The 14,772-nt window shown below is 61.8% G+C and carries 11 protein-coding genes; 5 read left to right on the top strand and 6 right to left on the bottom strand.

What is annotated here, in order from left to right:
* Positions 1–5 precede the first annotated feature (5 nt).
* Complete coding sequence (gene xerC / locus BLT89_RS17255) at positions 6–941, top strand: tyrosine recombinase XerC (RefSeq protein ID WP_090198370.1); 936 nt, start codon at positions 6–8, stop codon at positions 939–941.
* Positions 938–1,645 (top strand): HAD family hydrolase, encoded by a 708-nt coding sequence (locus BLT89_RS17250; RefSeq protein WP_090198368.1) that lies wholly within the window; start codon positions 938–940, stop codon positions 1,643–1,645. The genes xerC and BLT89_RS17250 overlap by 4 nt, the downstream gene beginning before the upstream one ends.
* 131 nt (positions 1,646–1,776) lie before the next feature.
* Here the strand turns inward: BLT89_RS17250 and sutA are convergent, their stop codons facing one another.
* From sutA to glnK, 3 genes are all read right to left on the bottom strand, one after another.
* Positions 1,777–2,121, bottom strand: a complete 345-nt coding sequence (gene sutA, locus BLT89_RS17245; RefSeq protein ID WP_090198366.1) for a transcriptional regulator SutA — start codon at positions 2,119–2,121, stop codon at positions 1,777–1,779.
* A 247-nt stretch (positions 2,122–2,368) separates the two neighbouring features.
* Positions 2,369–3,691, bottom strand: a complete 1,323-nt coding sequence (locus BLT89_RS17240) for an ammonium transporter (RefSeq protein WP_090198364.1) — start codon at positions 3,689–3,691, stop codon at positions 2,369–2,371.
* Positions 3,692–3,725: 34 nt separating this feature from the next.
* On the bottom strand, positions 3,726–4,064 hold the full coding sequence (gene glnK / locus BLT89_RS17235; protein ID WP_090198361.1) for a P-II family nitrogen regulator: 339 nt from the start codon (positions 4,062–4,064) through the stop codon (positions 3,726–3,728).
* Positions 4,065–4,471: 407 nt separating this feature from the next.
* Between glnK and BLT89_RS17230 the strand changes: the two genes are divergently transcribed.
* Both BLT89_RS17230 and BLT89_RS17225 read left to right on the top strand, forming a co-directional pair.
* Complete coding sequence (locus BLT89_RS17230; protein WP_090198358.1) at positions 4,472–4,732, top strand: accessory factor UbiK family protein; 261 nt, start codon at positions 4,472–4,474, stop codon at positions 4,730–4,732.
* Positions 4,733–4,765: 33 nt separating this feature from the next.
* Positions 4,766–6,268, top strand: coding sequence for a YifB family Mg chelatase-like AAA ATPase (locus BLT89_RS17225; protein ID WP_090198355.1), 1,503 nt, complete (start codon positions 4,766–4,768; stop codon positions 6,266–6,268).
* A gap of 28 nt (positions 6,269–6,296) precedes the next feature.
* Here the strand turns inward: BLT89_RS17225 and BLT89_RS17220 are convergent, their stop codons facing one another.
* The 3 genes from BLT89_RS17220 to BLT89_RS17210 all read right to left on the bottom strand — a co-directional run bounded on the left by BLT89_RS17220 (position 6,297) and on the right by BLT89_RS17210 (position 12,354).
* Positions 6,297–9,419 carry an efflux RND transporter permease subunit gene (locus tag BLT89_RS17220; RefSeq protein ID WP_090198352.1) on the bottom strand — a complete coding sequence of 1,041 codons (3,123 nt, stop codon included), beginning with the start codon at positions 9,417–9,419 and terminating at the stop codon, positions 6,297–6,299.
* Positions 9,416–10,594: an efflux RND transporter periplasmic adaptor subunit gene (locus tag BLT89_RS17215; protein WP_090198350.1), complete on the bottom strand. Its 1,179-nt coding sequence runs from the start codon at positions 10,592–10,594 to the stop codon at positions 9,416–9,418. The genes BLT89_RS17220 and BLT89_RS17215 overlap by 4 nt, the downstream gene beginning before the upstream one ends.
* 95 nt (positions 10,595–10,689) lie before the next feature.
* Entirely contained in the window at positions 10,690–12,354 is a 1,665-nt protein-coding gene (locus BLT89_RS17210; protein WP_231975045.1) for a putative bifunctional diguanylate cyclase/phosphodiesterase, read from the bottom strand.
* Positions 12,355–12,663: 309 nt separating this feature from the next.
* Between BLT89_RS17210 and rep the strand changes: the two genes are divergently transcribed.
* Complete coding sequence (gene rep, locus BLT89_RS17205; RefSeq protein ID WP_090198347.1) at positions 12,664–14,673, top strand: DNA helicase Rep; 2,010 nt, start codon at positions 12,664–12,666, stop codon at positions 14,671–14,673.
* The last annotated feature ends 99 nt before the right edge of the window (positions 14,674–14,772 follow it).

The following is a 14,772-nucleotide window of genomic DNA, read 5'->3' as shown; positions in this document are numbered from 1 at the left end:
TCAGCATGCAAACCCAGCTTGACTCCTACCTGGCTCACCTGCGCAATGAACGCCAGTTATCGGCGCACAGCCTGGACGCCTACCGGCGTGACTTGCAGCGCGTACTGGCGCTCTGCAGGCAAGACGACCTGAGCGGCTGGGCAGCGCTGGACACTGCCCGCCTGCGGCGCATGATTGCCCGCCTGCACCAGCAGGGCCAGTCCGCACGCAGTCTGGCCCGATTGCTCTCGGCAGTGCGCGGCCTGTACAAATACCTGCTGCGCGAAGGCCTCTGTCAGCATGACCCGGCCGACGGTCTGAGCCCACCCAAGGGTGCGCGCAAATTGCCACGCGCGCTGGATGCGGACCGCGCCCAGCAATTGCTCGATGGTGGCGTTGAGGATGAATTTCTCGCCCGCCGCGATCAGGCCTTACTCGAACTGTTTTACTCTTCCGGGCTGCGCCTGTCGGAACTGGTCGGCCTTAACCTGCAGGAACTCGACCTGGCTGGCGCCATGGTGCGCGTGCTCGGCAAAGGCGCGAAAACCCGCGAGCTGCCGGTCGGGCGCAAAGCCGTCAGCGCCTTGCGCGACTGGCTGCCACTGCGGCAGACGGCCAACCCGGCGGACAGCGCAGTATTCATCAGCCGCCAGGGCCGCCGCCTGAGTCCGCGTGCCGTGCAACTGCGCGTAGCCCAGGCCGGCGCCCGTGAACTGGGCCAGCACCTGCACCCGCACATGCTGCGCCACAGCTTTGCCAGCCACATGCTCGAGTCCTCCCAGGATCTGCGCGCGGTGCAGGAACTGCTCGGCCATGCGGATATCGCGACGACGCAGATCTATACCCATCTGGATTTCCAGCATTTGTCCAAGGTCTATGACAGCGCCCACCCGCGCGCGCGACGCCAGGCTGCCAGCAACCCACCAGCGCATGACGCGCAACCGATCGACGAGACCCCATGAGCATTGCACTGGTAACTTTCGACCTCGATGACACGCTGTGGAGCGTGGCGCCGGTCATGCACGGCGCAGAGGCGGCGCTGCGTGACTGGCTGGCTGCAGAGGCGCCCCTGCTCGGACCGATACCCATCGAGCATCTGTGGGAAATTCGCCGGCGCCTGATGCAGCTTGAGCCTGATTTGCGCCATCGCCTGAGCGAACTGCGCCGGCGTATTCTGGATATCGCCCTGCGCGAAGCCGGTTATGCCGAACAGCAGGCAGCGCAACTTGCCGAGCAGGGCTTTCAGGTGTTCCTGCAGGCCCGCCATCAGGTCGAGCTGTTCCCCGATGTGCATGCAACGCTGGAAACCCTGACCAACCGCTACTGCCTTGGCGTTATCACCAACGGCAATGCCGATGTGCGGCGCCTGGGCCTGGCCGATTATTTCCGGTTTGCCTTGAGCGCAGAACAGCTGGGCATCGGCAAGCCCGACCCGCGACCCTTCAACGAAGCACTGCAGCTTGCCGGCGTGCTGGCGCACCAGGCAGTGCATATCGGCGATCACCCCGGCGATGATATTTCCGGCGCTCTATCCGCCGGATTACGGGCAGTCTGGTTCAACCCCCAGGGCAAGGCATGGACCGGCGCGCAACCGGCGCATGCGGAAATCCGCAGCCTGGCCGAGCTGCCCGCAGTGCTGGAGCGCCTGGCAGGCGCCAGTGCCTGAGTTTCGCTGACTCACGAGACCGGGCCTGAATCAGCACCTGCTCTGGCCTGCTAGTTTTCGGCCACGTATTGATCGCCCGCTCAGGCAATAAAAAACCCGCCTTGATCGGCGGGTTTTTTATTGGTCAGGGCTCAGATAGGCCGGCTGCCATATTTGCTGTCGGGCTTCTTGGGCGGATCAGCGACCACATTGGCATCGATTTCCTGCACCTTGCCACCACGCGCAAGGAACTCTTCCATCGCCTTGGCTAATGCATCACGTTCGGACTGTTTGGCTTCAAATGAAGGCATGTCCTCTTCGGTGACCGCCTTGGTCTTGGCCTTGCCTTTGCTTCTGGGAGCGGCCTCGGCGATGTCGCTGTCATCCTCGTCATCGTCATCTTCGGCATCTACATCGCTGTCATCGGCGGGCAGATCATCGCCATCATCCTCATCCACACTTTCGATGTCGTCCTGCTCGAGCTCTTCGTCACTCATGTTTCTACCTCAAAACTTGCCACAGCGGTTTATTTATAGCTCAGTCGCACAGCCTAGTGAATGCAACCGGGAGAAATTCCGGGGTTCTGCTCGATAACCGGCAAGCAAGCCGGCCAAGGGCGACACCAAGGTTATTTTTGCTTCATCGCGACAGGCGCACATTCTAGCGCGCCGCCAAAAAAAACAAAGGGCACCCGAAGGTGCCCTTTTCAAGCGAGTCCGGGGTAAACCGGACCCGGATAAAGCCTTACATGTTGTAGCCACGCTCGTTGTGCAGGGACAGGTCCAGGCCGACTGATTCGTCTTCCTCGGTAACCCGCAGACCCATCAGCATGTCCAGCACCTTGAGGATCACGAAGGTAATCACACCGGTGTAGATCACGGTAAAGGCCACACCCTTGAACTGGATGAACAGCTGGCTGCCGATATCGGTCACTTCACCAAAGCCGCCCAGGGCCGGTGCTGCAAACACACCGGTGAGCAAGGCACCAACGATACCGCCAACACCATGCACCCCGAAGGCATCCAGCGAGTCGTCATAGCCGAGCTTGCGCTTCATGCTGGTGGCACAGAAGAAGCAGATGACGCCGGAGGCCAGACCGATCACGATCGCACCCATCGGGCCGGCCGTACCGGCTGCCGGGGTAATCGCCACCAGACCTGCGACAACACCCGAAGCAATACCCAGTGCACTTGGCTTGCCATGGGTCAGCCACTCGGCGCCCATCCAGCCCAGCGCAGCAGCAGCAGTGGCGATCTGGGTTACCAGCATGGCCATACCCGCAGTACCGTTAGCCGCCAGGGCAGAACCGGCGTTGAAACCGAACCAGCCGACCCAGAGCATGGCCGCACCCACCAGGGTATAACCGAGGTTATGCGGTGCCATCGGGGTGGTCGGGAAGCCCTTGCGCTTGCCCAGTACCAGACAGGCAACCAGACCCGCGATACCGGCGTTGATGTGCACCACGGTGCCACCGGCAAAGTCCAGTACGCCCCAGTCCCACAGCAAGCCACCGTCACCGGCCCAGACCATGTGGGCAATCGGTGCATAGACCAGGGTGAACCACACGGCCATGAAGATCAGCATCGCGGAGAACTTCATGCGCTCGGCGAAGGCACCGACGATCAGCGCCGGAGTGATGATGGCGAAGGTCATCTGGAACACCACGAACACGCTTTCCGGGACCAGTGCGGTCAGGCTGTCAACGGTCAGACCGCTGAGGAAAACCTTGTCGAGGCCGCCGATGAAGGAGCTGAAGTTGGTTACTCCGGCTTCCATACCGGTGGTATCGAAAGCAATGCTGTAGCCGTAGATCACCCACAAAATGCTGATCAGACAGGTAATCGCGAAGCACTGCATCAGCACCGACAGCAGGTTCTTCGAACGCACCATGCCGCCGTAGAACAGTGCCAGACCGGGAATGGTCATGAATAGAACAAGTAGTGAAGCGACCAGCATCCAGGCGGTGTCGCCCGTGTTGAGGACCGGAGCAGCCTCGTCAGCCAGGGCCATGCCTGGGATTACGAAAGACAAAAGGGCTCCTAGCCCTGCGATTTTGCGCAGAGTCATGGTGTTTCTCCTGGGGCTTTAGGGGGTTTGGGGGTTAAACCGCGTCGGTACCGGTTTCGCCGGTACGAATACGGATGGCCTGTTCCAGATTGACCACAAAGATCTTGCCGTCACCGATCTTGCCGGTGTTGGCTGCCTTGGTGATCGCCTCGATGACCGCATCCAGCTGATCATCGGCTATCGCCACATCGATCTTCACTTTTGGCAGGAAGTCGACAACATATTCCGCACCGCGATACAGCTCGGTGTGGCCTTTCTGCCGACCAAATCCCTTGACCTCGGTAACGGTAATGCCCTGCACACCGATCTCGGACAACGACTCGCGTACGTCATCCAGTTTGAACGGCTTGATAATCGCAGTGACTAACTTCATGTAGCTCTCTCCCGTTTTTGGTGGACTTGCCCCAGGTAACAAACCCGCAACAAGTCTATGCGCTGTATCCGTCTTTTGTAACTGTCCGGACCAAGCTGATCCGGCTACTGCTGGCTTGAACCTCTCCAAGGGAGGCATCAACTTTCAGCTCTGATGCACTTGAACTGCCTCTGTGCATGCGTCGACGGAAACATTGCAGATAGCTTGCCAACTTTAATAAATCGTTATTTTTCAATATCATAGTTTCAGACCAAGATGGCTCCGCACACCTTTGGGCAATATCCTGCGCACCATTCTGGTGCTTCATTGCGCACCTTTATTGCGCAAAAGTGCCGGAGCTCTTCGCAGCCACAGCGTCTGCGGCTGCATGCTAAACTGCCGGCGTTCACCGCGAAGGAACCCCCATCATGCTGCCGCCCAAAGCCCTGCTCGACTCCCTGGCTGGTCACGCCTCACGCCTGTTCAACGGCGAGACGCCATTACCGCACGCCGAAATCGAGGCACAACTCAAAGCCCTGCTGCAAAGCGCGTTCAGCAAGCTGGATCTGGTCAGCCGGGATGAGTTCGACAGCCAGATGATCGTGCTGGCGCGCACCCGCAGCCGCCTGGAGAGTCTCGAAGCCAAAGTTGCCGAGCTGGAAGCCCGGCTTAATCCGCCCGCCAGTTAGTTTCCTGCGGGCGGGACCGATCAAGGAGTGATCATGTCCCTGGCCATCGTCAACAGCCGCGCCCTGGTGGGCGTGGAAGCACCGTCCGTGACCGTCGAGGCGCATCTGGCCAACGGCCTGCCCGCGCTGACGCTGGTCGGCTTGCCGGAAACCGCAGTCAAGGAAAGCAAGGACCGCGTGCGCAGTGCGATCCTCAATTGCGGCTTCGAATTCCCCGCTCGCCGTATCACCCTCAATCTGGCCCCGGCCGACCTGCCCAAGGATGGTGGCCGCTTCGATCTGGCCATAGCCCTGGGCATTCTCGCCGCCAGCGGACAGCTTCCGGCAAGCAGTCTTGAGTCGCTCGAATGCCTCGGTGAACTGGCCCTGTCCGGCACAGTCCGCCCGGTGCAGGGCGTACTGGCTGCCGCATTGGCCGCGCGCACCTGCGGACGCACCCTGGTAGTGCCGAAGGAAAATGCCGAAGAGGCCTGTCTGGCTTCCGGCTTGCAGGTTCTGGCCGTCGAACACCTGCTGCAGCTGGCGGCGCACTGCGCAGGTACTGCGCCGATCCAGCCCTATCAGCCGCAGGGTCTGACCCGGCTAAGCGAGCCCTATCCCGATCTGGCAGATGTGCAGGGCCAGCAGGCGGCCAAGCGCGCGTTGCTGATTGCCGCCGCCGGCGCCCACAACCTGCTGCTCAGCGGCCCGCCCGGCACCGGCAAGACCCTGCTGGCCAGTCGCCTGCCGGGACTGTTGCCACCGCTGGAAGAGCAGGAAGCGCTCGAAGTGGCGGCCATTCACTCACTGGCCAGCAACATCCCGCTCGATCGCTGGCCGCAGCGGCCCTTCAGGCAACCGCACCACAGCGCTTCCGGCCCGGCACTGGTTGGCGGCGGCAGCAAACCACGGCCTGGCGAAATAACGCTGGCCCATATGGGGGTGCTGTTTCTCGACGAATTGCCCGAATTCGACCGCAAGGTGCTGGAAGTGCTGCGCGAACCGCTGGAAAGCGGCCAGATCGTCATCGCCCGCGCCCATGACAAGGTGCGTTTCCCGGCGCGCTTCCAGCTGGTCGCCGCGATGAATCCCTGTCCCTGCGGGTATCTGGGCGACCCCGGTGGCCGCTGCCGCTGCACCACCGAGCAGATCCAGCGTTACCGCAGCAAGCTGTCCGGACCTTTGCTCGACCGCATCGACCTGCACCTGACGGTTGCCCGTGAAACCACCACCCTGAACCACCAGCCTGACGCACTCGACAGCAGCACACGGGGTGCCGCCAGGGTGGCCGCAGCGCGCCAGCGGCAATACAGCCGGCAAGGCTGTGCCAATGCCTTTCTCGATCTCGATGGCCTGCGCCAGCATTGTTTGCTGGGCAGCAGCGATCAGCTCTGGCTGGAAAACGCCTGCGAGCGCATGGGGCTGTCGCTGCGCGCCGCGCACCGGATCCTCAAGGTGTCACGCACGCTGGCCGATCTGGAAGGTGTCGCGAGCATTCAACGCGGCCATCTGGCCGAAGCCCTGCAGTACCGGCCAGGCAGCACACAGCCCGACTGAGGCTGTTGTTGCCGGCGCGGTGTGCTCATCACTCCTGCTCTGCGGGCTTCGCCGACAATCCCAGCAGGGCGGCTGACCATTGCTTGAAGCTTTCCAGCAAGGACAGCAGCGCCGGCACAAAGAACAGCACCAGCAATGCCGACACCCCCAGGCCAAAGGCAATCGAGGTGGCCATGGGGATCAGGAACTGCGCCTGCAGGGAGGTCTCGAACAACAGCGGCGCCAGCCCGCCGATGGTGGTCAGCGAGGTCAACAACACTGCGCGCAAGCGACCACAGGCAGCGCCAATCAGCGCATCGTGCAGATTGGCGCCCTGCATCCGCAGCTCATTGGACAGGCTGACCAGAATCAGCGAGTTGTTCACCACGATGCCCGACAGGCCGAACAGACCAAACAGCGAGAACATGGTCAGGTTCATCCCCAGCAGCCAGTGCCCGAAAACCGCGCCGGCCAGACCCAGGGGGATCGCAGACATCACTACCAGCGGCCAGCTCCAGGAGGCAAACGACCAGACCAGAATCAGGTAGATCAGGCCCAGGCCCAGCAACATGCCGCTTTGCATATCCTGCATGGAGTCGCGCTGGTCCGCCGCACGGCCCTGAAAGCTGTACTGCACGCCGTACTTCTCAGCCAGTAGCGGCAGCACTTCAAGCTGCAATTGCGCCTTGATCTGGTCGGCCGTGGTTCTTGCCCCGTCGACCTCGCCGGTGACTTCGACGGCCAGCTCGCCATCGGCGTGACGCAATGCCTCCCAGCCCTGGCGCGACTCCCAGCTGGCAACGCTGGTCAGCGGCACGAACTGACGATCGGGCAGGCTGATGCTCAGACGTTCGAACACATCCAGGCGCTCACGCTCATCGCGTGGCAACAGTACGCGCACTTCCAGTTCGTCACGTTCGACCTGCACCAGCTGCGCCAGATAGCCATCGAAGGCCGCACGCAGCTGCCGGCCGAGGCTCTCGGTGGTCAGGCCCAGTGCCTCGGCCGCAGGAGTCAGGCGATAAACCAGCTGTTCGCGACCGAAAGGCATATCGTCCTCGGTGTCGCTCACGCCATTGATCGCCTGCATGGTTTCCGACAGCTCCAGCGCGGCGGCCTTCAGCACTTGCGCGTCCACTCCGGTCAGCCGCACATTCAGGTCACGACCCGGCGGGCCACCGATACGCGAGTTGAAAGTCAGCCGCTCCAGCCCGGCAGTAGCTGCCACCTTGCTGCGCCAGGTGGCCAGGAACTGCTCGTTGCGCACACTGCGGATATCCGGCGGCACCAGCTCGACCATGACCGACGCCAGCTGATCACCGCCACTGGCCGTACCGGTGCCGCTAATCACAATCGCGCCCAGCCGGGAAACCGCGGTTTGCACCAGGCCACCGCCCAGCTCCCGCTCGGTTTCGAACAATGCCGCTTCCAGCTTCGCCAGCAGGCGCTCGGTCTCGGCCCGCGGGGTTCCGGCGACAAAGGTGGCATTGGCATACACCACCTGACCCTCCGGGGTGGGGAAGAAGGAGAAATTGACCCGTCCACCCGCCAGCAGACCGATCGCCAGAATCATGGTCGTCAACGTGATGGCAACGGTTACCGCACGCCATTCGATGGCCAGCGTGACCGTGCGCCGAAACCAGCCATCGCGAAACTGGTCGAACGCCTGATCAATCCTTTGCCGCAGGCGCGAAGGCTCGCCAGCCATACGCGGGCGCATGGCATGCTTGAGGTGGGCCGGCAGAATCATGAAGCATTCGAGTACCGAGGCGAGGATCACCATGATCATCACGAACGGAATATCGCGCATGATGTTGCCGACCGTGCCGCCAATCAGCATCAACGGGATAAACGCCGCCACCGTGGTCAGCGAGGACGCCAGCACCGGCATCAGCATGCGCTGCGCACCGCCCAGCGCGGCCTCGTCAGACGAAGCACCGTTACTGCGCAAGGTGGCGGTTTCCTCACTGACCACAATGGCATCATCGACAATGATGCCCAGCGCCATGATCAGCGCCAGCAGGCTGACCATATTGATGGTGCCACCGAATATCGACATCAGCCCGAGGGTCGCCAGAAAAGCGGTGGGGATACCCATGGTCACCCAGAAGGCGATGCGTGAGGGCAGGAACAGGTACAGCACCAGCACTACCACCAGCAGACCGGACAAGCCGTTGTAGATCAGCAGCTGGATACGATCACGGATCAGCTGCCAGCTTTCATCGAACACTTCCAGCTTGATCGACGAGGGCAGCGTCGGCTGCGTACGCGCCAGCCATTCCTCGAGCATGCGGGCCGACTTCAGCGAGTGCCCGCTTTCGGTGCGCTGCAAAGCCATCTCGACCACCGCATCGCCGGATTCGCTGAGTACCAGATCGCCCGGTCGCGGCTCGCGGCTGATGCTGGCGATTTCTCCCAGAGTGATGCGTCCGCGGGCATCGCTGACCACCGCCAGATTGTCAAACGCCAGAGCATTACGCCGCTGCTCCAGGCCGCGGATTTCCCGGGCGGCATCCTGTGCGCCGGCAACCCCTGCCGGCACATCGCGGGCGATCTGGCTGACCCGCTCACCCACCTCGATCAGCGACATGCCCAGCGTCTCCAGGGCGGCAGAAGGTACCTCGATGGCAATTCGCTCTTCCGGCATGCCGCTGATGGTTATCTGGTCGATACCGCCGGCCAGCAGTTCACTTTCGAAACGCCGCACCCACGGGCGTAATTCCGCGACACTGCTGCCGCGCACCAGCAGACGGGCAATCGGCTCGTAACGGGTGACGCGGGCCACCTCGGGAGGTTCGGCGTCGCGTGGCAGGTTGCGGAACTCATCGACCCGCTGGCGCACCTGATCCAGCGCCTGCAGGGGCTCGGTGCCGTCCTGCAGCTCCAGCATGATACTGGCCACACCCTGGGCCGAGGTCGAGGTCATTTTCTTCAGACCATCGACGGTCTTGAGCTTTTCTTCCAGCGGCAGGGTGATGCCGGCTTCCACATCTTCGGCTGGCGCGCCACTCCAGAGCACCCGTACCGAGATGACATCCAGATTGAAACTCGGGAAAAACTGCACGTTCATCCGCAGCAGGCCGATGCCGCCGAGCAGGAAAGCCAGCAGCATCAGCACATTGGCGGCCACTTTGTGCCGGGTCAGTTGCGCCAGGATACCCTGCGCCTTCATTGCGCCAGCACCTCGACCGCCAGCCCATCGATGGCATTCGGCAAGTGGGTGGTCATCAGCAGCTCGCCTGATGCTATCTCGGGCGAACGCACCAGCAAGCGCACTTCATCACCTTCCCGGCGTTCGCCGATACGGGTTACCCGCGTGCCGACCAGCCGCCCGTCGCGCACCGCATAGATTCGCTCGCCACCATGCAGTGCCGAAAATGGCACGACAAACACCTCGTTTGCTGCCGGACGCTCGAGTACCGCGTTGACGAAAGCGCCGACTGGCAAATGGGTGTCATTTTCGATGCGCAGCAGCACATCGACCCCACGCGCATCCGCCTCGCCGCTGATGCGTTCGAGCACAGCATGAATGGTCACGGCACCGAAATCGGCACTGGCCTTGAGCTCTTCGCCCCGCTGCAGAGCGGTGCGCAGTTCCTCGGCATAGATCGCCGGAACCCGTGCACGCAGGAACAGCTCATCCGAGGCATACAGGCGGAGCAAGGTTTGCCCGGCCTGAACCTGGTCGCCGGCAGCGACTTCGACCTTGCCGATACGTGCAGCGAAAGGCGCCACTATCTCGCCGCGCGCCGCATCGCGCTCGGCTTCCTCCAGTCTGGCCTGGAGTTGCGCCAGACGCGCAGGGTGCTCGGCAATCGACTGTTCGCGCTGGGTCAGCGACAGGCGAATACGCGCCACGTCCTCGCTGGCCTGGTCATAGGCACTCACCGCGCCCAGTCGGGCATTCTTCAGCTTTTCAAAGCGGCTCTGCTTGGTTACGGCCAGATCCAGGAGGATTTTTTCCTGGGCAATGGCTTTGCGGTCGCCGCTGTGGCGGATCTGTTCGCGCTCGACATCGGCGCGTGCTTGCGCAACCCGCGGCTGCAAATCCCGCGGGTCCAGCTGTGCCAGGACCGCGCCGGCAGCCACCCGGTCGCCGTCACGCACATTCACCTGCAGCACCCGGCCACTCACCGGTGCAGCAGCACGTAGCTGATCCGGAGCCTCGATGCGCCCGTACAGCACCAGCGTCGGTTGCGTGCTGACGGCGCTCGCCGGTAGCGCTTCGATACGCCAGACACGCTCACGAATTTCCAGCTCTGGCGCGAGCGGCCGGGTGGCTTTAAGCAACATGAACCCGGCGATGGCACAGCCAAGAATGATGATGGGCAGGAGACGACGACGCATGCAGAAAACCCCGGAGTGACGACAGTTGACGCTTATGCATTGCGCCACACGCGGGATAATAGCCGCAAACGCTGTCCGGGCGGTGCTACGGCGACCTAATACACCGTCCGCAATTGACGCACGCCGTGCTCATCCCGGGCGATCAGAAAGTCCGCCAGGTCCGACAGCGGCAGGGCATGACTGATCAGATAACCCTGTACCTGATCGCAACCGAACTGGCGCAACATGTCCAGTTCCTGGGTTGTCTCGACACCTTCGGCAACCACTTCCAGGCCCAGCGAATGGGCCAGATTGATGATTACCTTGACCATCTGCCGCTGCTCGGGACTGTCGACCATGCCGGTGACAAAGGTCTTGTCCACCTTGAGCACGGCAATCGGCAGATTGGCCAGATGCGAGAACGAGGAGAAGCCGGTACCGAAATCATCCAGGGAAAATCTGGCACCCAGCTCGCCAAGGGTCTGCATGGTTTTCAGCACGTAATCGCTGCGACTCATCATCGCGGTTTCCGTCAGCTCGAATTCCAGACAACTGGCATCGACGGTAGAGCCGGCAATCAGGTGCTGCATGGTCGGCAGCAGCTGGCTGTCGAGGAACTGCTTGAAAGACAGGTTCATTGCCATGTGCAGGCTGGGCAAACCGCAGGCATGCAACCAGCCGGCATCACGCAGGGCGCGAGCAATAACCCAGTACCCCAGCGGCACGATCAGCCCGGTCTGTTCGGCGAGCGGTATGAATTCCTGCGGCGGCAGCAGGCCTCTTTCCGGATGCCGCCAGCGCACTAACGCTTCCAGCCCGACCACTTTGCCGCTGGTCAGGTTCAGGCGCGGCTGGTAATGCAGTTCGAGTTCGTCGCGGCGCAGCGCCAGGCGCAGCTCCGCCTCCTGATCGGCGCGACTGTGGGCGCGGCTGTAAACCTGCTCGTCATAGACCTGAAATGTGCAGCCTTTGTGTGCCTTGGCATGCTGCATGGCGATATGCGCATGCCAGAACATCAGATCCGGGCCGGCCAGACCGCGCTCCTGGACCAGGCCGAGACTGCAACCCAGCAGGAGACTTTCGCCATCAATCCAGAAGGGTTCGGCCAGCGCCTCGACGGCCTTCGCCGCCTGCGCCTCCAGCCATCCGCCAGACTTTTCCGGTGCCTCCAGCAGGATGGCGAACTCGTCGCTGCCGATTCTGGCCAGCAAAGCATCCTGGCCAAAACTGCCACGCAGGCGCGACACCACCTGGCGAATCAGCCGGTCGCCACCCAGCTGACCCAGGCTGGCATTGACCTGCTTGAAGTTGTCCAGATCCAGGTAGCCGAGAATCAGCTGGCCGTTATCACCCTGCTCCAGACGTTTGGCCAATTGCGCCTGAAAGGACTGGCGATTGGCGATGCCGGTCAGGGCATCCTGGCCAGCCTTGCTCTGGTGGTTGAAGTGCTCGCGCAGTGAAATCAGGCAGCGCCGCAACACCTCGGCATTCAGCGAATCCCTGGCCAGCCAGTCCTGCACCTGGGCGGGAACAGTCGTCGGCGAGGCGTCGAGCAACAGGACCTGCGGCCAGATACAGGCGCCCTCCGCCGGCAAGCAGCCGGGCTCCGCAAAAACCAGAGTTGGTGCGTCCTGACAGAAACGCTTGCCGGCCTCCCAGCTGGAGGCCGCAAACAGCAACCCCGCCTGCCCCAGACTGAGCAACAGATTGCCCAGCCGTTCCGCCCAGAAGGCATCTTCGGCAAGTACAAGCAGTCGGGGAGCAGCGCTCTGACTGGTCAAGGCATCTCCGGGGTGGCAGGACTTAAGAAGTCACTTTAAAGAATTCACTTTAACTTTTGACTGAATCTCAATATACAACATAGAGTTATCTTCGCAATACGGGGTGTTTATTAAAAATAGACAATAATTTGACGCCCGTTTTGCGCATGGCCAGAAAGCCGCATCCTTGACGCTTGTGCTTCTGATCTGGGCACTGTACCAGCCGACCAACGGCATCGCACCTGTTCGCACAACACCCTCCGACCGGGTGCTTTGTCACCCTTGCTGCTCTAAAATGCGCCCCCGAACCAACCCGGCGATTCTCCAGCCATGTCCCGACTCAATCCCCGCCAACAGGAAGCCGTACATTACATCGGCGGCCCCTTGCTGGTACTTGCCGGTGCCGGCTCGGGCAAGACCAGTGTGATCACCCGCAAGATCGCCTACCTGATCCAGCACTGCGGCATCCGCGCCCAGCACATTGTCGCCGTCACCTTCACCAACAAGGCCTCGCGGGAAATGAAGGAGCGCGTCGGCAGCCTGTTGCGCGGCAGCGAAGGCCGCGGCCTGACCGTTTCCACCTTTCACAATCTGGGCCTGAACATCATCCGCAAGGAGCATGTGCGCCTGGGCTACAAGCCGGGTTTTTCGATCTTTGACGAGTCCGATGTCAAATCCCTGCTTGGCGACATCATGCAGAAGGAATACGCCGGCGATGACGGTGTGGACGAGGTGAAAAACCTGATCGGCAGCTGGAAAAACGAACTGGTGATGCCCGAACAGGCGCTGGCTGCGGCGCGCAATCCGCGCGAACAGACTGCCGCGATTGTCTACCTGCACTATCAGCGCCGGCTCAAGGCCTATAACGCGGTGGATTTCGATGACCTGATCATGCAGCCGGTGAAACTGCTGCAGGAGCATCCGGACATTCTGGAAAAGTGGCAGAACCGCATACGCTACCTGCTGGTCGACGAATATCAGGACACCAATACCAGTCAGTATTTGCTGGTCAAGCTGCTGGTCGGCATGCGCAACCAGTTCACCGTGGTCGGCGACGATGACCAGTCGATCTACGCCTGGCGCGGTGCGCGGCCGGAAAACCTGATGCAGCTCAAGGAGGATTACCCGTCACTGAAAGTGGTGATGCTGGAGCAGAACTACCGCTCCACCAGCCGCATTCTCAAATGCGCCAACACGCTGATTGCCAATAATCCGCACGCTTTCGAGAAGCAGCTGTGGAGCGACATGGGCCACGGCGACGAAATCCGCGTGATCCGCTGCCGCAATGAGGAAGCCGAGTGCGAGCGCGTGGCCATGGAAATCCTCACCGAGCACCTGCGCAGCGAACGCCCGTATAACGACTTCGCCATCCTCTATCGTGGCAACTATCAGGCCAAGCTGATGGAGCTGAAGTTGCAGCATCACCAGATTCCCTACCGGCTGTCCGGCGGCACCAGCTTCTTTGCCCGCCAGGAGGTCAAGGATCTGATGTCCTACTTCCGCCTGCTGGTCAATCCGGAGGATGACAATGCCTTTCTGCGGGTGATCAATGTGCCGCGCCGGGAAATCGGCTCCGCCACCCTGGAAAAACTCGGCAATTACGCGACCGAACGCAAGATCAGCCTGTACCGCGCCTGCAGCGAGGCAGGCCTGAGCACGCAACTGGACGACCGCTACAGCGAGCGCCTGGCGCGCTTCACCGCCTGGATGGACCGGATTCGCCAGCAGTGTGCGCAGAGCGAGCCGATCGCGGTATTGCGCAGCATGATCATGGATATCGATTACGAAAACTGGCTGCGCCAGAACGCTTCCAGCGACAAGGTCGCCGATGCGCGCATGGGCAATGTCTGGTTTCTCATCGAGGCACTGAAAAATACCCTGGAAAAGGATGAAGAAGGCGGCATCAGCATCGAGGAGGCCATCGGCAAACTGGTGCTGCGCGACATGCTCGAACGCCAGCAGGAGGAGGAAGAAGGTGCCGAGGGCGTGCAGATGATGACCCTGCACGCTTCCAAGGGCCTGGAATTTCCATCCGTGTTCATTCTCGGCGTGGAAGAGGAGCTACTACCCCATCGCTCCAGCATCGAGGCCGACAGCATCGAAGAGGAGCGCCGCCTGGCCTACGTCGGCATCACCCGCGCCCGGCATAACCTAACCCTGACCTACGCCGCCAAACGCAAACAGTTTGGCGAGGTGATGGACTGCGCGCCGAGCCGCTTCATCGATGAATTACCGCCCGATGACCTGCAATGGGAAGGCCTGGACGACACCCCCGTCGAGGTCAAGGCCGTCCGCGGCAACTCGGCCCTGGCGGATATCCGCGCCCTGCTCAAGCGCTGAATTCCGGTCATTACCGGCTAGCTGGGGAAGTTGCCGAAAAGCCTGTGATGTTTACCGGATTGGAAATCCGTTTACGTCAGCGGTTATCGCGTTCATCCG

It is taken from the genome of Pseudomonas pohangensis, from assembly GCF_900105995.1.
GTDB classification, from domain to species: Bacteria; Pseudomonadota; Gammaproteobacteria; order Pseudomonadales; family Pseudomonadaceae; genus Aquipseudomonas; species Aquipseudomonas pohangensis.
Note: the sequence above shows the minus strand (reverse complement) of the source record. Positions and strands in the feature narration are given on the sequence as shown.

Coding starts and splice junctions, on each gene's coding strand:
- BLT89_RS17215 (WP_090198350.1), bottom strand. CDS start 10,594: ATGCGTCGTCGTCTCCTGCCCATCATCATTCTTGGCTGTGCCATCGCC.
- BLT89_RS17240 (WP_090198364.1), bottom strand. CDS start 3,691: ATGACTCTGCGCAAAATCGCAGGGCTAGGAGCCCTTTTGTCTTTCGTA.
- BLT89_RS17225 (WP_090198355.1), top strand. CDS start 4,766: ATGTCCCTGGCCATCGTCAACAGCCGCGCCCTGGTGGGCGTGGAAGCA.
- BLT89_RS17220 (WP_090198352.1), bottom strand. CDS start 9,419: ATGAAGGCGCAGGGTATCCTGGCGCAACTGACCCGGCACAAAGTGGCC.
- glnK (WP_090198361.1), bottom strand. CDS start 4,064: ATGAAGTTAGTCACTGCGATTATCAAGCCGTTCAAACTGGATGACGTA.
- sutA (WP_090198366.1), bottom strand. CDS start 2,121: ATGAGTGACGAAGAGCTCGAGCAGGACGACATCGAAAGTGTGGATGAG.
- rep (WP_090198347.1), top strand. CDS start 12,664: ATGTCCCGACTCAATCCCCGCCAACAGGAAGCCGTACATTACATCGGC.
- BLT89_RS17230 (WP_090198358.1), top strand. CDS start 4,472: ATGCTGCCGCCCAAAGCCCTGCTCGACTCCCTGGCTGGTCACGCCTCA.
- BLT89_RS17250 (WP_090198368.1), top strand. CDS start 938: ATGAGCATTGCACTGGTAACTTTCGACCTCGATGACACGCTGTGGAGC.
- xerC (WP_090198370.1), top strand. CDS start 6: ATGCAAACCCAGCTTGACTCCTACCTGGCTCACCTGCGCAATGAACGC.